This is a genomic window from Agrobacterium larrymoorei, assembly GCF_013322225.1.
Taxonomy (GTDB): domain Bacteria; phylum Pseudomonadota; class Alphaproteobacteria; order Rhizobiales; family Rhizobiaceae; genus Agrobacterium; species Agrobacterium larrymoorei_A.
The window spans coordinates 170,836-189,745 of record NZ_JAAMFB010000017.1 but is presented as its reverse complement, the minus strand read 5'-3'; the positions used below and the strand labels follow the sequence as shown (position 1 = coordinate 189,745).

Sequence of the window (18,910 nt, the reverse complement as noted above, 5' to 3'; positions counted from 1 at the left end):
CCTTTCTACAAACGCCTCATCGAAAACGGAAAACCACCCATCGTCGCAATCGCAGCAACCATGCGCAAAATCATCATAACCATCAACGCAAGGCTCAGAGAGGATTTAGCTCAACAGAGTTGATGACGTCGAGCGTCCAGTGATGCCCGTGCTATAGGCATGTCGACGCTTACTTCTGCTCGCTCAAAATAGCGACGCCAGGCAGGACCTTTCCTTCCATCCATTCCAGGAATGCGCCGCCAGCGGTGGAGATGTAGGTGAAGTCTTCCGAGACGCCAGCGTGGTTCAGCGCGGCAACCGTATCGCCACCGCCTGCGACGGAGACGAGTTTGCCGGACCTGGTGCATTCGGCGGCGTGCTGGGCAGCGGCGACGGTTGCCCTGTCGAAGGGTTCGATTTCGAAGGCGCCGAGAGGGCCGTTCCAGACGAGTGTCTCGGCGCGGGAAATCCAGCCCTTGATGGCTTCAACGGATTTCGGGCCGACATCCAGCACCATGGAGTCTTCTGGAATGGCGTTGATATCGACAACTTCGTTCTCGGCATTTGCCTTGAACTCGCGTGCGACGACGCCGTCTTCCGGCAGAACGATGGCGCAGCCGGCGGTCGCGGCCTCGATCATGATCTGCTTTGCGGTTTCTGCAAGGTCATGCTCGCAAAGCGACTTACCGACATTGGTGCCGCGTGCGGCGAGGAAGGTGTTGGCCATTCCACCGCCGATCACCAGCGCGTCGACCTTTTTCACGAGGTTGGAGAGCAGGTCGATCTTGGTGGAGACCTTGGCACCGCCGACGATGGCAACGACCGGGCGGGCAGGGGCGCCGAGACCCTTTTCCAGCGCTTCAAGTTCCTGCTGCATCGTGCGACCGGCATAGGCGGGCAGGTGGCGGGCAAGACCTTCGGTGGAGGCGTGGGCACGGTGAGCGGCGGAAAAGGCATCGTTGACGTAAATGTCGCCGTTCTTGGCCAGTTCTTCGATGAAGGCCGCGTCGTTCTTTTCCTCGCCCTTATGGAAACGGGTGTTTTCCAGAAGCAGGATATCGCCATTGTTCAGCTTGGCGACGGCATCTGCCGCATGATCGCCGATGGCGTTGGATGCGAATGAAACCGGGCGGCCCAAAACCGCTTCGACAGCCGGCACGATCAGCGACAGAGACATATCCGCCACGGCCTCGCCCTTGGGGCGTCCGAAATGCGCAAGCAGGATCACTTTTGCGCCTTTTTCCGAAAGCTCGAGGATCGTCGGCGCAACGCGTTCGATACGGGTCTTGTCCGTAACCTTGCCATCGGCAACCGGTACGTTGAGATCGACGCGAACGAGAACGCGCTTTCCGGCTATGTCGGTGAGGTGATCGAGGGTCTTGAAGGCGGGCATGTTTCGATCCTGATTTGTTTACGTAAAATGGTTCGCGGGCGACCATACTATGATGGCTTGTTCGCGCAAGCGGTGAGCAACGAATTTAGGCCGGGTTTATGATGCCCGTCATACCGAGAGATCAGCTTGCAGAAGAGCGAAACCCGACAGGATTTCTCCCGCCGGGTTCGCATTTGCAAAGATTTTCAAGCCTGATGGCTTGTATCAGAACTTTACCTTCCAGCCTGAGCGTAGCCAGACGCGTGGATCGCCGCCTTCGGTCGATGCGTTGACCATCAGGGAAGCAGTGCCACCGCCGACTGCGAATTCTGCACCGACGCCGCCGCGAGCCCACCACTGCTTCACATCCTGGCCGGAAAGATTGACAGTGGACAGGCCAAGGATTTGCGCGCTTGCAGAAGACGATTTGTCTTCGAACCGATGCGCTACTTCCGTACGGGCCAGAAGGTTGACGTTCTCCGTCAACGGATGGACGTAATCAGCGCCCAGACGTGCAATCGTCGCGTGATCGCTCATGTCGTCATAGGCGACGGGGAAGCTGCCGCCATTTTCGGTATAGGCATCGACCTTGCTGTTGGCACGCGACAGACCGATGTAAGGAGTGATGGCGGTATCGGCGATGGTGGCGGCATTCAGCCAGTCAAAGCGCAGCTTGCCGCCCCATGTGCGGGTGTCGGTGTCGCCGTCCGAGTAATCCATCGCGCCGCCGTTGAGATAACCGCGATGAATGTCGATCTTGCCGCTGGCATAGTAGCCGCCGAGCGTAACATACAGATTGCTGACGACGTTCGCCGAGACTTCCGGCGATACGTAGAAGCCCTTGTAGTTGAAATCACCGCCGCCGGTGAGGTCCTGATTTGTGTAGACGCCGCCAATTGCGAGGCGACCTGTTAAGCCATCGGCAAAGCCATACCCCAGGCCGAATTCGCCCAGCCCAAAGCCGCCATCGGCAGCATTGCTCTTGTCGTAGCCGCTATCGACAGTGCCCCATGCCGAACGCTGGCCCGCGTTCAGAAGGTTGCGCATGGGGCTGCCTTCGGCACCGAACATCGCGGTATTGGCGTAGCTCAGCTGGGTGTTGCTGGGCGTGACGGCCGCGCTCTGGATGGTTGGAACGAACTGTTCGGGCGTAATGATACCGGCGCCGTTGTCGGCGGAGTTGCCGCGGGCATAGTAGAGATTGCCATCATAGGTGTTGCCGACAACCACATTGCCGTCACCGGATACCGCCAAGGCGCTTTCCGTGACATCCGTTGCCAATGTCACGCCACTGTTTCTCAACCATTGATCGACGGTGATGGTATCGGTCGCCGCCGTCCAGCGAAAGCCATGGGATCTTTCAGGAACTTCGTCGCTAGCGCTTGCGGTGCTCGCCTGTCCTACGACAACACTGCCGTCGGCACTCACGGCAAGAGCGCTGTTGTAGTGTCCACCGAGAGTTCCAAGTTCCTGCATGGAACCAGTAACGCCGCCATTACCGACATGCCAGCGATAGGCCCGCTCGTAATTGATATCGCCGTTGCCTGGATAAACTGAAACGGTACCCACGATCGTATTTCCGTCACGGCTTAGAGCACCAAAGCCGGTATACCTGGTATCGTTCTGCTGACCTATGTCGAGCGTGCCGATGTCTTTCATGCCACCGGCTTCCGTCCAGCGAAACACCCGGGATGTTTCGGTGGAGTAGTCAGAGGACAAACCAGCGACGACGCCGCCGTTCTGACTCACCGCAGATGCTGAGGAGGCGTCATCGCCATTAAGTATTCCCAGGTTCGTTATTTGACCACCGACCTGCCAGCGGAATGCGCGTGAGCCTCCAATAGCTGTACTTGACTGACCTATGACTGTCGTTCCATCGCCGCTGATGGCAGAGGCATACGAGTAGTTTCCGCCCAGGGTGCCAATGTCCTGAAGAGCATTCGTGGATTGGGTCCAGTAAAAAGCATGTACTTGACTGTTACCTGTCGTATAGGCGTAGCCGGTTACGGCGTTTCCATCGTCGCTGACGCCAGATGCAAGGGAGTACTGACCCCCAAGCGTTCCAAGGTCTTGGGTGCCATCGCTCGTTACGCGTACTGCATGGGATCCAATGCCAGGGATGTTGCTCTCGCCGACATAGACGGAACCATCCGCGTTGATAGAGTGTGCTGTGACGTTACCGGTCGCAACGGGACCCACCTCTCCGGAAGCGCGCCAGGCGTAAGGCACCGACCTGTTGTTATCATTATCATAGGTGTTGATGAGCAATGTGGAGCCATCGCGGCTGAGGCCTACAAAATTCAGTTCGCCGGAGTTCGCAATTATGACGGGGTCGAACTCAGCGCTTGCACCGTTCTGCTCAACAGGCACGGGTTCGGCAGCAACCGCGAAAAAGGAAGAGGCAAGAGCCAGCACAAGGAGAGACGTCGTATTGAACAGTCTTCTCGTGTGCTTTGAATTATAGGAACGGTGAGTGTTTAACGCCTGTGTCATGCTTGTTCAGCCCCTGATCACCGCGTTTAGTCCCGTTTCGACACACCGCGGATATTAAGTATGCTGGACAGGTATCAGGGCGCTAATTTTTCGAATATGCCTGAGCGTCCGTATTAATTGTCTGGCCGTCCCATCCCCCATTTTTTACAGGTTCAAATAAGTATAAAGTCCAAATGTGACTTTTATGTCATATTTTATACTGATAAAATAAGCATAGAAAATAGGGTAGTTTCAAGAATACGTGTTTTAGACATGGTTAATAATGGCTTCCTTCAATTTTGACAGTTCCGCATTTCATCCAGACCAGCGTTTCGACGCTTACCGCGCCCTTTACGCTGGAGGCTCAGATGTCGAGATGTCGGGAACACGTTTTCATGCGCGTGTCGAAGCCTGGAGGCTGGGGAAGCTGGTGATGTTCGACCGGCACCTGAATGATGTCACGCATGAGCGTTCTGTGCGGCGCGCAAGTGTCGATGGCTTTCAGCACTTCACCTTGCAGCTCAATCTATCCGGGCAACTGCTGGTCGACACCCCGGAAACGGTGGCCTCCGTGGGTGCGGGAGAGATCGTACTGTTCGATATGACCAAGCCACAGCGGACACGGCTTCTCGACTGTCATTATCTAACGTTTTCTGTGGCGCCAGAGATGATCGACGCGATGGACCGGGACATTGGCGATCTGCACGGTACGGTTCTCAATGGAGCAAGCGCATCCCTTCTCGCCGATCTGATGTCGTCGCTGGTGCGCAATAAAATGCAGGATGACAAGGCGGTCGCTGGAAGAGTGACGCAGATGTTCCGGCAGGCACTTGCACTGGCGCTGGAATCCGGTGAGCGATCCCGACCAAGAGATGCCGGTGAAGCCATGGAGCGCGTCAAACTCCTTGTCAACGCGAACATCGCCAACCGCGAGCTTTCGCCCGAATGGATCGCGAAAAACGCCAATCTGTCCCGCACGCGTCTCTATGATCTGTTCAAGCCGGTGGGTGGCATTTCCAGATACGTGCAGAAGACCAGAGCCGCCAGGTTACGCCAGTTGCTGGCACGTACCGAAACTGGACGCTTCAGCGTAGGCACGCTTTGCCTTCAGGTCGGCTTCGCGAGCGAGAGCCACGCTATCCGCACCTTTTCCGAATTTTTCGGAATGTCGCCTGGCCAATATCGGCGGCAAGTCAGTTCCGGTCATTTCGAACACGACAGGGGCGGGTCCGGCGATTTCGATAGCTGGATCAGAGCACTCACCCTGCCTGATGTGGCCAGCCCTTCCGCGGATTCCGGCGCGAGGGGTTACGGCGCCGGGTCCGTCCTGTCGCGATTATTCAGTGCAAACAGGGCATATGTGCCCATCGCTGCGTGCACCGCCATCATGTAATAGAGGAAGCTTGCGTAGCCGTATCGTTCCATCATGGATGATACGATCAATGGCCCTAGAGTGCCTCCAATGGACGTGAAGAACAGCAGAGCCGCAGCGAGCGTGAGATAATCTGCCTGTGCAGCAGCGCGATCGTTTCCGTGCGCGGCGCTGAGCGCATAGAGAGGGAAACTGAAGGCACCGAAGGCGACTATCCCGGCGAGATTGCCGAGCTGGCTGGTGCCGGCAAAGACGGCAATGCATGCTTCCGTTGCGACCGCTCCCAGCATCGTGAGGATAACGACAAGAATGCGGTTCGAGCGATCTGAAAAGAGGCTCAGCGGATAGAGCAGGATCAAGCCGCCGAGAATGCCCGCGCTCATGAAGGTCGCAATATCGGCAGGCGCCATTCCTGCCGAATGGGCGTAGACCGGTCCCGTCGATCGGAAAGTGGTGACGGTAAGACCCGTCGTGATGGTGCCCAGGACGGCAACGGGGCTGATGCGCCAAGCCTTCAGCACGCTGGAGCGCATGTTTACCACCCCGGCAGGGCGAGAAACTCTAACCAATGAAAAGGGCAGCAGCGATATAATCAAGGCACCCGCGATCAGCAGGAAGATCGTCGGGCCATCGACACCGGCAGAGGGAATCACATACTGGGCAAGCGCCACGGAGCCGAGATTGACAAGCCGGTGCACGGACAGGGCGCGCGCTCTGTGAGAGTTGGTGATGTTGGCATTGATGCTGCTCTCGATGATGGCGAGCAGGCCTGCATAGGTGAACCCCGACAGAAACCTCAGGACGATCCAGGCCTCCGGTTTGACCGTCAAGGTCATCGATGCGGTAACGGCAGACCCGTAGAGAGCCAGTATCGCAAATGTCTGACGATGGGACAAAGCCGAAAACAGCCGGGTAATGCTGAGACAGCCAACCCCGAACCCCAGACTGTAGACAGCGCTCATGACGCCGATCGTCGTTACCGGAAACCCTGCATGGGCGGCGCGCACCGCGACGAATGTCAGCTGAAGCCCATGCGCACCGATCACGATCCCTGCCGTTATCAATACCGGAAGCAGCAATCTAATCTGATTTTGCAACATGATTTCCTGATGGACTTCTCTATCGGGCAGGTTGCCGAATGGAGGGGCGCTAAACTGATTGGGCGAAATGCAGATTAGAATGAGGATCGGGCGGAGACTTAAGGTCTCGATTTCATGCGTAATTCAAAGGATGGATGGAAACAGCTTCCATCGGAAATATCAATAGCAGTGCGCGTTCCTGGCAATAAACGGACGCCTGGAGTCTTGTCTGCGACATGCGTCATAGTCGGTGCGGAATGACATCCTTTCCGACGAAAGCCCGACTGGATTTCTCCAGCCGGGCTTCTCGATTCGGTATCTGACCGCTGATCAGATGGTCTTGGCGAAAGCCACTGCCGTATCCGACATGCGGTTGGAGAAGCCCCATTCGTTGTCGTACCAGGAAAGCACGCGTACGAAGTTGCCTTCCATGACCTTGGTCTGGTCGGTGGCGAAGATCGAGGAGTGGCTGTCGTGGTTGAAGTCGCGGGAAACCAGCGGCTCGTCTGTATAGCCGAGGATGCCCTTCAGCTTGCCGTTGGAGGCTGCCTTGATGGCGTCGTTGATTTCAGCGACCGATGTTGCGCGCTTGGCGACGAACTTGAAGTCGACGACGGAGACGTTCGGCGTCGGAACGCGGATGGAGGTGCCGTCCAGCTTGCCCTTGAGGTGCGGCAGAACGAGGCCGACAGCCTTTGCCGCGCCGGTGGAGGTCGGGATCATGGACAGGGCTGCGGCGCGCGCGCGGTACAAATCCTTGTGCATGGTGTCCAGCGTCGGCTGGTCGCCCGTGTAGGAGTGGATCGTGGTCATGAAGCCATGATCGATGCCGACGAGATCATCCAGAACCTTGACGACCGGCACCAGGCAGTTGGTGGTGCAGGATGCGTTGGAAATGACGAGGTGATCCTTCGTCAACTGATCGTCGTTGACGCCGAAGACGACCGTCAGGTCAGCGTTGTCGGCAGGAGCCGAAACGATGACGCGCTTTGCGCCAGCCGTCAGATGGGCGGCAGCCTTGTCGCGCGCTGTGAAGATGCCGGTGCATTCCAGGGCGATATCGACGCCGAGTTCGCCGTGCGGCAGGGTTGCCGGGTCACGAACGGCAGTTACCTTGATCGGCTTGCCGCCGCCAACGGTAATGGTGTCGCCATCGACCTTCACCTCTGCCGGGAACTTGCCGTGGATCGAATCGTAGCGCAGCAGATGCGCATTGGTTTCAACCGGGCCGAGGTCGTTGATGGCAACGACTTCAATGTCGGTGCGGCCGGATTCCACGATGGCGCGAAGGACGTTGCGGCCGATGCGGCCAAAGCCGTTGATGGCAACTTTTACAGTCATGTACATACTCCCGATCAATAATTTTGATTTCGTATGGAATGGTGAGACCACCGGAGCGGCGGCAAGCGAAATGCTTCCGCCGCTCTTGATTATGTTCGAGGCGCTTTGGTCGATGCCCGATGGCAACGCTGGCCAGCGCCTTCCGGCTTAGCCCAGTTTTGCTTCGGCTGCGGCCACGACGGCTTCTGCCGTGATGCCGAAATGCTGGAAAAGATCCTTTGCCGGTGCGGATGCGCCGAAGGAATTCATGCCGACGAACGCACCGTCATTGCCGATGAAGTAATCCCAGCCCTGACGGACTGCGGCTTCGACGGCGACCTTGACCGGCGAGTTGCCGATGATGGCCTTGCGATAGGCTTCCGGCTGCTCCTTGAAAAGCTCAAAGCAGGGGACGGAAACGACGCGGGCGGTGACGCCCTTGTCCTTCAGGGTCGCAGCAGCCTTCAGTGCGATTTCCACTTCCGAGCCGGAAGCGAAGATCGAAACCTTGGCGTCGCTTGCCGAAACCAGTTCGTACGCACCATAGGCAACGAGGTTCTTTTCCTCATATTCCTTGCGCGCAGGGGCAAGGTTCTGGCGGGTCAGCGCCAGCGCCGAAGGACGGTGCTTTTCGTGGAGCGCGAATTGCCAGGCTTCAGCCGTTTCCGTTTCATCCGCAGGGCGGAAGACCAGGAGGTTCGGAATGGCGCGCAGAGCCGCAACTTGCTCCACCGGCTGGTGCGTCGGACCATCTTCGCCAACGCCGATCGAATCATGCGTCAGAACATGTACGACCCGGATGCCCATGAGGGCCGCAAGGCGAATGGACGGACGGCAGTAATCCGAGAAGATCAGGAAGCCGCCAGCATACGGAATGAGGCCGCCATGCAGCGCAATACCGTTCATCGCTGCTGCCATGCCGTGTTCACGGATACCGTAATGCAGGTAACGGCCGGAGAAGTCCGATGGCGTGATCGACTTCATCTGGCTGGTCTTGGTGTTGTTCGAAGGCGTCAGGTCGGCTGAGCCGCCGATGGTTTCCGCCAGAATGCCGTTGACGACTTCCAGCGTGTCCTCGGATGCCTTGCGGGTGGCAACCGTTGGATTGTTGGCGGCAACCTTCTTCTTGAAGGCGTCGATGGCGCTGTCGAAGTTGCCGGGCAGGTCGCCGGCGAAACGGCGCTTGAACTCCGCCTTTTTCTCACTCTCGGTCGCTTCGAGGCGGGCTTCCCAATCCTGACGCGTCTTGGTGGAGCGCAGACCTGCCAGACGCCATGCGTCCAGAACATCCTGCGGCACGACGAAAGCTTCGGCTTCCCAGTTCAGGTGCTTGCGGGTGGCGGCAATTTCTTCCGCGCCCAGCGGGTTGCCGTGGACCTTGTGCGTACCCTGCTTGTTCGGCGCGCCGAAACCGATCACCGTCTTGCAGGCGATGAAGGTCGGGCGGTCGGACTTGTGTGCTTCCTCGATGGCAGCGGCGATTGCTTCCGGGTCATGGCCATCGACCTTGATGGTGTTCCAGTTCACGGCCTTGAAGCGGGCGATCTGGTCCGTCGAGTCGGAAAGGCCGACCTCGCCATCGATGGTGATGTTGTTGTCGTCCCAGAACAGCACCAGCTTGTTGAGCTTGAGGTGACCGGCCAGCGCAATCGCTTCGTGGCTGATGCCTTCCATCAGGCACCCGTCGCCGCACAGGACATAGGTGAAGTGGCTCTGCAGGTCCGAGCCGAACTCTTCTTCCAGCTTGCGCTCGGCGATTGCCATGCCGACAGCATTGCCAATGCCCTGACCCAGAGGGCCGGTGGTGGTTTCGATGCCGGTGGCGTGACCATATTCCGGGTGGCCGGCGGTCTTGGAGCCAAGCTGGCGGAAGCGCTTGATCTCATCGATCGTCATGTCCTCGTAACCGGTCAGGTAGAGGAGCGAATAAAGCAGCATGGAGCCGTGACCGGCAGAAAGCACGAAGCGATCGCGGTCCGGCCAAAGCGGGGCCTTCGGATCGAACTTCAGGAAGCGGGTGAAGAGAACCGTTGCGACATCCGCAGCGCCCATCGGCAGGCCTGGGTGGCCGGAGTTGGCCTTCTCCACAGCATCCATGGCAAGAAATCGGATTGCATTGGCCATCCGGTCGTGTTTGTCGCGAGAAATCATGGCTTTTCCGTCTGTTCCGGGTGATTAAGAGATAGTCTACGTAACTATCCAAAAAGCGGGTTGATCCATAGCAGGTAGGACGTGCGAGTCAATAAATCCGGCCCGCATTGCGGTTCGATAGCAAACAAAAATCGTTTCGCACGCTAAGACCTGCGTTCGTTTCGATCATTACGCCGAGCTGTGGCCACAATCGGGCAGGGCGCCAGATGGCATTGTTGGTGCAAAGCCTTCATCCACAGCGCAAAGTGCTTGAATGTATTGGTTTGATTGACGTGGGCGTGAAACGGGTAATATCGTGTAAGCGCCCTGATTGAGATCAAGCAGCTGCGATTCGGCTTGGCTCTTGCGCTTTGGAAGAAACGATGACGGCGGATAAAACCATACAAACCGCGCTGTCGGAGCTAGGCTCCGCCATCACCAGCCTGGAAAACGCGCTCGACATGCGTCTTGAGCGCCAGCGGGAAAACGGTGAGGTCGAAAACGAGGTGAAGCGCGTCCATGTGGACCGCGCGCGGCTGGCACAGGAGCTGGATGAATCGCAGTTTCGCGCCAATCGCCTCGAAGAGGTCAACCGCGAGGTTTCGCGTCGTCTCGTGACCGCGATGGAAACCATTCGCGCAGTGCTCGACCGTTAAAAGGATAAAGAGATGGCTCAAGTCACGGTGATGATCGATGGCAAGGCGTACCGTATGGCCTGTGAGGCGGGGCAGGAAGACCACCTGACCGAACTCGCCAGCCGCTTCGACCGCTATGTCGGGCATCTCAAAAGCCAGTTCGGTGAAATCGGCGACTTGCGCATCACCGTCATGGCGGGGATCATGATCACCGATGAGCTTTCCGAGCTTAACCGCAAGATCGAAAGCCTGGAAAAGCAGGTCGCCAGCCTCCAGCAGAACCGGGACGGGATGGCGGAAAGCAAGGCGAAATCCGACGAGTTGATCGTCAACGCCATCTCCGATCTTTCAGCGCGGCTGAACGGAATTTCCGAGAAGCTGACGGCAAGGCCAAAGCCCGCGGCTCACTAAAAACGGCTTTCAAAGAATATAGCGCGCTCCCCCCTTTCGAAACGGCGAGATCCGTCATATATAGAGAGTGCGTTCTGCGCTTCCCGACAGGAACCACAATCCCTGGGGCCATACTCGATCCAAAGGGAGCTGTCCCTGGCCAGTCCCGTGGGGCTGGACACACGGTGCCCACCTACTTTTGTAGGCACCCAGGATCGTAAATCTCCATCGGTCGTCGTGGAACGCACTTTCGGTTTTTCAGCGCCGATTTCTTTGACTTTGTTGCCATCACTATAAATTCAAGCCCTTATCTTTTTGCCTCCGCAGTCATTGCATTGGCGGAACAATTCCCTATTATTCGTGTTGGTATGTCCGTCGCGCCTCAATTAAGGCGAGTGCGATTGCATCCGTGACGTGCCGTTCAACAGCCCAAAAAGAGCTAAACTTGTTTACTGAAATTATGATCGTGGTTCTGCTCACCGTATTGAACGGTGTGCTTGCCATGTCTGAGCTTGCCGTTGTTTCCTCGAGACCGGCGAGGCTAAAGGTACTTGCCGCACAAGGCAGCAAGGGCGCCACAATAGCCCTTACACTTTCCGAAAATCCCGGACGTTTTCTATCCACCGTGCAGATCGGCATTACGCTTGTGGGCGTGCTGTCCGGTGCATTCTCGGGTGCGACGCTCGGTGCGCGTTTCACGTCATGGCTGCTGGAACAGGGCGTGCCGGATCGTGCGGCGGACGCCATCGGCGTCGGTACCGTGGTCGTTGCCATCACATACCTTTCGCTGATCGTCGGCGAACTGGTGCCGAAGCAGATTGCGTTGCGCGACCCGGAAAAGGTTGCGGCCCGCGTTTCTCCGGCAATGATGCTGCTGTCGAAGATCGGCGCGCCCGTCGTGTGGTTGCTCGACAAGTCGGGCAAGATCGTTCTTGCGATCCTCGGCCATAGCGGTGAATCCAACGCGTCCGTCACCGACGATGAAATACGCACGGTTTTGGCCGAAGCGCACAGCGCGGGCGTGATCGAGACCGAGGAATCGGCGATGATCACCGGCGTCATGCGACTGGCCGACCGCAATGCGCGTGGTCTGATGACACCGCGCCGCGATGTGGAAGTGGTCGATATAGAAGACACCGCAGAAGAAATTCGCGAACAGCTGCGCGGCACCCAGCGTTCGCGTCTGCCGGTGCGCAATGGTGCTTCCGATGAAATTCTCGGTGTGCTGTTTGCCAAGGATGCCTTCGACGCGCTTGCGTCGGGCAAGGAGCTGAATATTCGCGAGTTGCTGCGCGAAGTCCCGGTCGTTTCCGACCTGACCAGCGCCACCGATGTCATCCAGTCGTTGCGTCGTTCGACCGTTCACATGGTCCTCGTTTATGACGAGTACGGCCACTTCGAAGGCATTATCAGCTCCGGCGATATTCTGGAGGCCATCACTGGCGCGTTCCAGGAAGACGACGGCGAAGAGCCTGCAATGGTGGAGCGTGAGGACGGCAGTTTCCTTGTCGCCGGCTGGATGGCCGCCGATGAATTTGCCGATCGCATGGGCTTCCAGATCGATGAGGACGCGGAGTTCGAAACGGTTGCCGGTCTTGTGCTGGACGAGTTCCGCCGTCTGCCGGAACTTGGCGAACATATCACCCGCAACGGCTGGCGTTTCGAGGTGATCGACCTTGACGGACATCGCATCGACAAGGTTCTGGTCAGCCGGGCTGCCTGATGAGCGAAGCGCCTCTTGATAAAGCGCAGATTCGTGTGGAGCGTCTCGCCTTGCGGGACGCTCTTTCCGTTGAAGAGCGTCAGCTAAAAAGCCTTAGCATCGCTGCCAAAGGCGTGGAGGCTCTGGCGAAGTTTCGCGGAAAGATCGTGTCGAGCTTCATGCCGATCCGCTCCGAAGTCGATCTGCGCCCCTTGATGGGGGAACTGCATCGGCGCGGTATCAGTATTTGCCTGCCGGTCACCCTTGATCGCGAGACTATCGTTTTTCGCGAATTTCTGGAAGGCGCGGAGCTGGTCAAAACCGGCTTCGGCACGACCGGCCCGGGTGAGGGGGCAGCAGTGCTGGAGCCCGAAATTCTTCTGGTTCCGCTTTCTGCATTTGACGCAAGAGGCCACAGGATCGGTTACGGTGCAGGCCATTATGACCGGGCGATTGCAAAACTTCATGCAAAAGGACTGAATCCGACCCTTATCGGCATTGCCTTCGACTGTCAGGAAGTGCCATCAGTGCCCGCCGAAGCGCATGATATTGCGCTGGATGCCGTTCTGACTGAGAGCGGTATGCGACACTTCAACGGCGGATCTGAATAAATGAGACTTCTTTTTCTCGGGGATATGGTTGGCAAGACGGGCCGCACGGCAGTGTGGGAGCGTCTTCCGGGGTTGATCTCCGATCTCAAGCTGGATTTCGTGATCGTCAACGGCGAGAACGCGGCAGGCGGCTTCGGCATCACCGAGGAAATTTATCTGGAAACCATCAACGCCGGTGCCGATGTCGTGACGACGGGCAATCATGTCTGGGACCAGAAGGAAGCCGTGTCCTTCTGCGAACGTCATGACCAGTTTTTGCGGCCTGCGAACTATCCCAAGGGAACGCCTGGCAAGGGCTCGGGCCTTTTTTATGCGCGCAATGGCGCACGGGTTCTGGTCGCCAATGTCATGGGCCGCGTGTTCATGCACCCGGAACTGGACGATCCGTTCAGTTCAGCCGAAAGCATCCTTGCGGCATGTCCGCTCGGTGAACAGGCGGATGCCATCATCTTCGACTTCCACGCAGAGGCAACCAGCGAAAAGCAGTGCTTCGGCCACTTCGTCGATGGCCGCGCAAGTTTCGTGGTTGGCACGCATACCCATGTGCCGACAGCAGATGCGCAGATCCTGAACGCCGGAACGGCCTATATGTCCGACGCAGGCATGTGCGGCGACTACGATTCGTCACTGGGCATGGAAAAAGAGGAGCCGATCAACCGGTTCATTTCCAAGATGCCGAAGGGCCGTTTCGAAGCCGCAAGCGGTCCCGCAACGATTTGCGGTGTCGGCGTAGAGATTTCCGACAGCACCGGACTTGCGGAAAAGATTGCGCCTCTGCGGATCGGGCCGAGACTGGCCGAAACAATTCCAGCGTTTTGGGCTTGATTTGCTCTTGTCTCCTCATTCCTATCACGAGGACAGGAATGAGGTGCTGGGAATTCCGTGCCTGACCGTCCGCTTATGGCGCTTCGTCAATCAATGACGAGAATGTGAGCGCTTAACCCCGCTTGCGTCTGGACGATATCCCATCATTGCCGCATCCTGCTGACCATTCACCTCATCAGGGAGTGGTGTAATGCATCGCATGCTCATGCTCGCATTGTCCGCGGTTCTTTTCGGGGTGGTTTCTGCCCGTGCGCAAGAGCCGTCCAGCCGACCCCCGGTCAGCCAGTGTCAGGCCATCGCGCAATCGGTGCCGGGCGTCACTTTCGCCAGCTTCAAATCTTCCGATGTGCAACTGGCTCAGGTCAATGCCAGGGAAGAGGTGAAAATTCAATATATCGGTCACTCTACCTACACGATCGAATCTCCGGGTGCCGTGATCATCGCTACCGACTACAATGGTGTCTATCGCCCACCGGTTACGCCCACCGTGGTTACGATGAACAATGCACACTCCACGCATTATACCAGCCATCCAGATCCTGCTATCAAGCAGGTCCTGCAAGGCTGGAGCGACGTTCCCGGTGAAAAAGCCGAGTACAAGATGCAGGTGGGGGACGTCTATATCCGCAATGTGACGTCCGACATCCGAAATCGCTGGGGAGGAGGCGGAATGTTGCGCGAGAACGGCAACTCGATCTTCATCTTCGAGGTGGCTGGCCTCTGCATCGGTCATCTCGGACATCTGCATTATGAGCTTACCGAAACGCAATATGCGGAGATCGGGCGTCTGGATGTCTTGATGGTGCCTGTGGACGGGGGTCTGACCATGGGGTCAGACAGCATGAGCCGCATCGTGAAGCGACTGCGATCAGCCCTTATCCTGCCCATGCACCAGCCGAGTGCTTTGGAACAGTTCCTTGCGACCTTCGGAACGCAGTTCAAGATCGCTTATGCCAGCGATCCAGTCATCCGGGTTTCCATGAAAAGCCTTCCACGCCAGCCGCAGATCCTCGTCCCCCGAGGGATGTAACCTGCGGCGCGTGGCTGGTGTTGGTCAAGCAAAAGTAAGATGTTGGCGCACGCCAACATCGGGCATTTTCTCGTCCGAGATGTTTGCCTTGGCGATTTCCCATCCGAATTTCAGCGTGCTGTCGGTGGAGGCCCAGATTTCCGCGTCGTCGACGTGAAGTGCCAGCATCGTCAGTTGCGGATCGCTCTTGCCATGTTCGTACCATGCGGCGGTGACGGAATTCCAGTATTCGTCCACCTTCGTCTTGTCGTCGCGCACCTCCAACTTGCCGGAGAGGCAGGCGTGATAGTCATGCTGTTTTCCGATGACGCAGAAATGGGCGCGTGAACCGGATTTCAGGGTCTGAACGATCTCGGCATCCTTCTTGGTGAAAAACCAGATTGTATTGGTCTTCGGATCTGCGTGGGGAGCCATGGGCTGCATATGGCTGTGGAGGCCTTCCAGCCCCAGCATGCCTGCGTGAACGGAATTGATTTCATCCCAAAGCTGGCGGGCAGGGGCTTCACGTGCTTCACTCAGGCTGACCATTAAACCATCTCCTTGCGGTTTTCGTTTTTCGCGCAAGACGTCACCGTGTGGGTCTTGCTTGTCCCTGTTCACAACGATGGGAGACAGTTTCAGTTCCTTGATATGGCATGAGAAAATGGGCGTGGATGGGCTTTCATGGCGCGCTGGCACGCGCTCTGTGCCGCAACGGGCTTGAACAGCCGCGCCATCGCACTTATAAGGCCCTCAATCCCAACAAACGATCCGATCAAGGGTGCCATGGCTGGTCATTCACAGTTCAAGAACATCATGCATCGCAAAGGCAAACAGGATTCGATTCGTTCGAAGATGTTTTCCAAGCTGGCGCGTGAAATTACCGTTGCTGCAAAATCCGGTCTGCCGGACCCGACAATGAACGCAGCGCTTCGTCTGGCAGTGCAGAACGCCAAGGCGCAGTCGATGCCGAAAGACAACATCGACCGCGCCATCAAGAAGGCGTCCGGCGCAGATGCGGAAAACTACGATTACGTCCGCTATGAGGGCTACGGCCCTGGTGGCACGGCGGTTATCGTGGAAGCACTGACGGACAACCGCAACCGCACGGCGTCCAACGTTCGCTCCATCTTCACCAAAGCTGGTGGGGCGCTTGGCGAAACCGGCTCGGTTTCCTTCTCTTTCGATCGTGTCGGCGAGATCGCCTACAAGGCTGAGGTCGGCGACGCCGACAAGGTCATGGAAGCTGCGATCGAAGCCGGTGCCGACGACGTTGAAAGCAGCGAAGACGGCCACACGATCATCTGTGGTTTCGAAGCGATGAACGAAGTCTCCAAGGCGCTGGAAGGCGTGCTTGGCGAAGCCGATAGCGTCAAGTCGATCTGGAAACCGCAGAACACGGTGCCGGTCGATGAAGACAAGGCGCAGTCGCTGATGAAGCTCATCGACAACCTCGAAGACGATGACGACGTGCAGAACGTTTATTCCAACTTCGAAGTTTCGGAAGAAGTTCTGGCCAAGCTTTCTGCTTGATCTGGCAATCAGTCATGCCTGCCTAAGAGTGGCATGATGAGAAAAGGCCATGAATACAAAAGCCCGGATCCGCTCCGGGCTTTCTGCTTTTATGCATTCGACTTCAAGCCGCCTTCTTCAACCCGCTTCGCACCTCGGCAAACACCTCCACCGAACGAAGACGTTTTTCAATATCGTGGACTGGCATAGAGATAATCAGCTCATCCGCCCCAGTGTCAGACAGAAACTCCGAAAGCTTGCGGTCGATGGTCTCATGCGAGCCGACAGCGGCGTAGCGCAGGGTGTGATCTACGGTAAAGCGTTCCATCTCGTTCCAGTAGTCATCCATGCTTTCGACAGGTCTTGGGAACTGCGTGCGGATATTCTTGCGCAGATTGACGAATTGCTGCTGCGCGGACGTGAACAGATATTGCGCTTCCGCATCCGTATCGGCACCCACACCCATCACGCCGACCATGACATAGGGTTCGGCCAATGTTTGCGATGGTTGAAAGCGTTCCCGATAAATAGCAATCGCGTCCATCAGCATGTCCGGGGCAAAGTGCGAGGCGAAGGAGTAGGGCAAGCCGAGAGCGGCGGCCAGGTGCGCGCTGTAAATGCTCGATCCCAGCAACCAGATCGGCACGTTTGAATTGATGCCGGGAACGGAAAGAATGGCTTGATCCGGTTCAGGTGCGCCGAGATAACGCTGCAGCTCTACGATATCGTGCGGAAAGTTCTCAGCTCCGGCGTCCAGATTGCGGCGCAGGGCGCGGGCTGTGCGCATATCGGTACCCGGCGCGCGGCCCAACCCCAGATCGACACGACCCGGCAGCAGCGCGGCAAGCGTGCCGAACTGTTCTGCAATCACCAACGGGGAATGGTTGGGCAGCATGACGCCGCCCGAACCGACGCGTATGCGTGACGTGGCCGCGCCCACATGGGCGATGACGATGGACGTTGCGGCGCTGGCGATGCCCGGCATGCCGTGATGTTCGGCCAGCCAGATGCGCTTATAGCCCTGCTCTTCAGCTTTGATTGCCATCCGCCGAGAATTTTCAAGGGCATGGCCGGTATTTTCGCCTTCACCGATGGGGGAAAGGTCGAGAATTGAAAAAGGGATCATCCGGCACTCCTGTCGGGAAAAGTCTACTTAACTCCGATGTAGTGTGCGATGCGGGATATGCCAGAGTGGTCGCATGGAATTGAACGATGGTTCAGAAAAACTGAGCCGACAGTGCCGTTCGAAGTGCCTCTATTACGGAAATGGTCAAATGTTGTCGTTTTGTTCACATATCGCTGGCAGGTTTCGGAGGGTCGAGATAGGGTGACGCATGCAAAAGGCGATTCGAATTATTGGTATCGATCCGGGGCTGAGGCGAACCGGCTGGGGCGTCATCGAAACGCTTGGTAACAGCCTGCGTTTCGTGGCGTCTGGGACCGTAACCTCGGATGGCGACATGGATCTGGCTTCGCGCCTTTGCCAGTTGCATGATGGCTTGGCCGAAATCGTTCATTCCTACCAGCCCGACGAGGCAGCGGTGGAACAGACTTTCGTCAACAAGGACGCGGTCGCGACCCTCAAGCTCGGGCAGGCGCGCGGCATCGCGATGCTGGTGCCGGCGCGGGCAGGATTACAGGTTTCCGAATATGCGCCGAACGCCGTCAAGAAGGCGGTGATCGGCGTTGGACACGGGGAAAAGCAGCAGATCCATATGATGCTGAAAATCCTTATGCCGAAAGCAGAATTCAAGGGCAATGATGCGGCCGATGCGCTCGCCATTGCCATTTGCCACGCCCATAACCGCAGCAGCGACCGGATGCGGCGGATACTGGCCGCCAGCTAATTTACGAAGACGGAACTGACGATGATCGGCAAGCTAAAAGGCACTATCGAAGAGATTGGCGACGACCATGTTCTGGTCGACGTCCATGGCGTCTGTTATGTCGCCCACTGTTCCGCCCGCACGCTTTCACGGCTTGGTTCGGCGGGCGAGGCCGTGGTTCTCTTCATCGAAACCTATGTGCGCGAAGATCAGTTGAAGCTCTTCGGTTTCACGAGTGCCCTTGAGCGGGAATGGTTCAACCTTCTGCAAAGCGTGCAGGGTGTCGGTTCGAAAGTGGCGCTGGCCGTGTTGTCCACCCTGTCCCCATCCGAACTTGCCAATGCCATCGCCCTTCAGGACAAGGTAGTCGTTTCCCGCGCGCCGGGCGTGGGGCCGAAGGTAGCGATCCGTATTGTCACCGAACTGCGCAACAAGGCGCCTGCCTTTGCGGGAGAAGCGACTGCCTCCATCGGCTTGAAACAGGAAATAGGAGAAGGGGCAGCGTCCGCACCCGTTGCCGACGCTGTTTCGGCGCTCACCAACCTTGGGTATTCTCGTGATCAGGCGGCGAACGCCGTGGCCGCTGCGCTGAAGAATGGCGGTGAGGGCGGTGATAGTGCGAAGCTTATTCGGCTGGGTCTAAAAGAGCTTTCACGCTAACGGGTGGTCCATGCTA

General features: G+C 57.6%; 17 protein-coding genes, 1 other RNA gene and 1 pseudogene. 12 read left to right on the top strand and 7 right to left on the bottom strand.

Annotated elements, in window-relative coordinates:
- A pseudogene (locus G6L28_RS23205) lies at positions 1-123 on the top strand (IS110 family transposase); the annotation flags it as partial.
- 46 nt (positions 124-169) lie between these two features.
- Here G6L28_RS23205 and G6L28_RS11410 read toward each other — a convergent pair.
- Entirely contained in the window at positions 170-1,372 is a 1,203-nt protein-coding gene (locus G6L28_RS11410) for a phosphoglycerate kinase (RefSeq protein WP_174063890.1), read from the bottom strand.
- Between the two features lie 204 nt (positions 1,373-1,576).
- Positions 1,577-3,844, bottom strand: a complete 2,268-nt coding sequence (locus G6L28_RS11405) for an autotransporter domain-containing protein (RefSeq protein ID WP_174063889.1) — start codon at positions 3,842-3,844, stop codon at positions 1,577-1,579.
- A gap of 262 nt (positions 3,845-4,106) precedes the next feature.
- Here G6L28_RS11405 and G6L28_RS11400 point away from each other — a divergent pair, with 262 nt between their 5' ends.
- Positions 4,107-5,216: an AraC family transcriptional regulator gene (locus G6L28_RS11400; RefSeq protein WP_174063888.1), complete on the top strand. Its 1,110-nt coding sequence runs from the start codon at positions 4,107-4,109 to the stop codon at positions 5,214-5,216.
- On the opposite strand, the gene G6L28_RS11395 is transcribed toward G6L28_RS11400, so the two are convergent.
- The 3 genes from G6L28_RS11395 to tkt form a co-directional block, all read right to left on the bottom strand.
- Entirely contained in the window at positions 5,132-6,292 is a 1,161-nt protein-coding gene (locus G6L28_RS11395) for an MFS transporter (RefSeq protein WP_174063887.1), read from the bottom strand. The genes G6L28_RS11400 and G6L28_RS11395 overlap by 85 nt on opposite strands.
- A gap of 312 nt (positions 6,293-6,604) precedes the next feature.
- A complete protein-coding gene (gap, locus tag G6L28_RS11390; RefSeq protein ID WP_174063886.1) occupies positions 6,605-7,615 on the bottom strand; it encodes a type I glyceraldehyde-3-phosphate dehydrogenase in 1,011 nt (336 codons plus the stop codon).
- Between the two features lie 147 nt (positions 7,616-7,762).
- Entirely contained in the window at positions 7,763-9,745 is a 1,983-nt protein-coding gene (tkt, locus tag G6L28_RS11385; RefSeq protein ID WP_174063885.1) for a transketolase, read from the bottom strand.
- Between the two features lie 362 nt (positions 9,746-10,107).
- Here tkt and G6L28_RS11380 point away from each other — a divergent pair, with 362 nt between their 5' ends.
- The 7 genes from G6L28_RS11380 to G6L28_RS11350 all read left to right on the top strand — a co-directional run bounded on the left by G6L28_RS11380 (position 10,108) and on the right by G6L28_RS11350 (position 14,917).
- A complete protein-coding gene (locus G6L28_RS11380) occupies positions 10,108-10,380 on the top strand; it encodes a DUF4164 domain-containing protein (protein WP_174063884.1) in 273 nt (90 codons plus the stop codon).
- A 12-nt stretch (positions 10,381-10,392) separates the two neighbouring features.
- Positions 10,393-10,770 carry a cell division protein ZapA gene (locus tag G6L28_RS11375; RefSeq protein ID WP_174063883.1) on the top strand — a complete coding sequence of 126 codons (378 nt, stop codon included), beginning with the start codon at positions 10,393-10,395 and terminating at the stop codon, positions 10,768-10,770.
- Between the two features lie 68 nt (positions 10,771-10,838).
- A non-coding RNA gene (gene ssrS, locus G6L28_RS11370) (6S RNA) lies at positions 10,839-10,997 on the top strand.
- A 212-nt stretch (positions 10,998-11,209) separates the two neighbouring features.
- Positions 11,210-12,472: a CNNM domain-containing protein gene (locus tag G6L28_RS11365; RefSeq protein WP_174063899.1), complete on the top strand. Its 1,263-nt coding sequence runs from the start codon at positions 11,210-11,212 to the stop codon at positions 12,470-12,472.
- Complete coding sequence (locus tag G6L28_RS11360) at positions 12,472-13,062, top strand: 5-formyltetrahydrofolate cyclo-ligase (RefSeq protein ID WP_174063882.1); 591 nt, start codon at positions 12,472-12,474, stop codon at positions 13,060-13,062. Before G6L28_RS11365 ends, G6L28_RS11360 begins: the two co-directional genes overlap by 1 nt.
- Positions 13,063-13,887, top strand: a complete 825-nt coding sequence (locus G6L28_RS11355) for a TIGR00282 family metallophosphoesterase (RefSeq protein WP_174063881.1) — start codon at positions 13,063-13,065, stop codon at positions 13,885-13,887.
- A gap of 190 nt (positions 13,888-14,077) precedes the next feature.
- Entirely contained in the window at positions 14,078-14,917 is an 840-nt protein-coding gene (locus G6L28_RS11350; protein ID WP_174063880.1) for an MBL fold metallo-hydrolase, read from the top strand.
- 24 nt (positions 14,918-14,941) lie between these two features.
- Here G6L28_RS11350 and G6L28_RS11345 read toward each other — a convergent pair whose 3' ends face one another.
- Positions 14,942-15,445, bottom strand: coding sequence for a pyridoxamine 5'-phosphate oxidase family protein (locus G6L28_RS11345; protein ID WP_174063879.1), 504 nt, complete (start codon positions 15,443-15,445; stop codon positions 14,942-14,944).
- A gap of 237 nt (positions 15,446-15,682) precedes the next feature.
- Here G6L28_RS11345 and G6L28_RS11340 point away from each other — a divergent pair, with 237 nt between their 5' ends.
- Positions 15,683-16,429, top strand: coding sequence for a YebC/PmpR family DNA-binding transcriptional regulator (locus G6L28_RS11340; RefSeq protein WP_174063898.1), 747 nt, complete (start codon positions 15,683-15,685; stop codon positions 16,427-16,429).
- A 103-nt stretch (positions 16,430-16,532) separates the two neighbouring features.
- On the opposite strand, the gene G6L28_RS11335 is transcribed toward G6L28_RS11340, so the two are convergent.
- The gene (locus tag G6L28_RS11335; RefSeq protein WP_174063878.1) at positions 16,533-17,534 is read right to left on the bottom strand and encodes an LLM class flavin-dependent oxidoreductase; all 1,002 of its coding nucleotides are present in this window, start codon (positions 17,532-17,534) and stop codon (positions 16,533-16,535) included.
- A gap of 208 nt (positions 17,535-17,742) precedes the next feature.
- On the opposite strand from G6L28_RS11335, the gene ruvC reads away from it, so the two are divergent.
- Both ruvC and ruvA read left to right on the top strand, forming a co-directional pair.
- Positions 17,743-18,255, top strand: coding sequence for a crossover junction endodeoxyribonuclease RuvC (gene ruvC, locus G6L28_RS11330; RefSeq protein WP_174063877.1), 513 nt, complete (start codon positions 17,743-17,745; stop codon positions 18,253-18,255).
- A 21-nt stretch (positions 18,256-18,276) separates the two neighbouring features.
- The gene (ruvA, locus tag G6L28_RS11325) at positions 18,277-18,894 is read left to right on the top strand and encodes a Holliday junction branch migration protein RuvA (RefSeq protein ID WP_174063876.1); all 618 of its coding nucleotides are present in this window, start codon (positions 18,277-18,279) and stop codon (positions 18,892-18,894) included.
- Positions 18,895-18,910 lie beyond the last annotated feature (16 nt).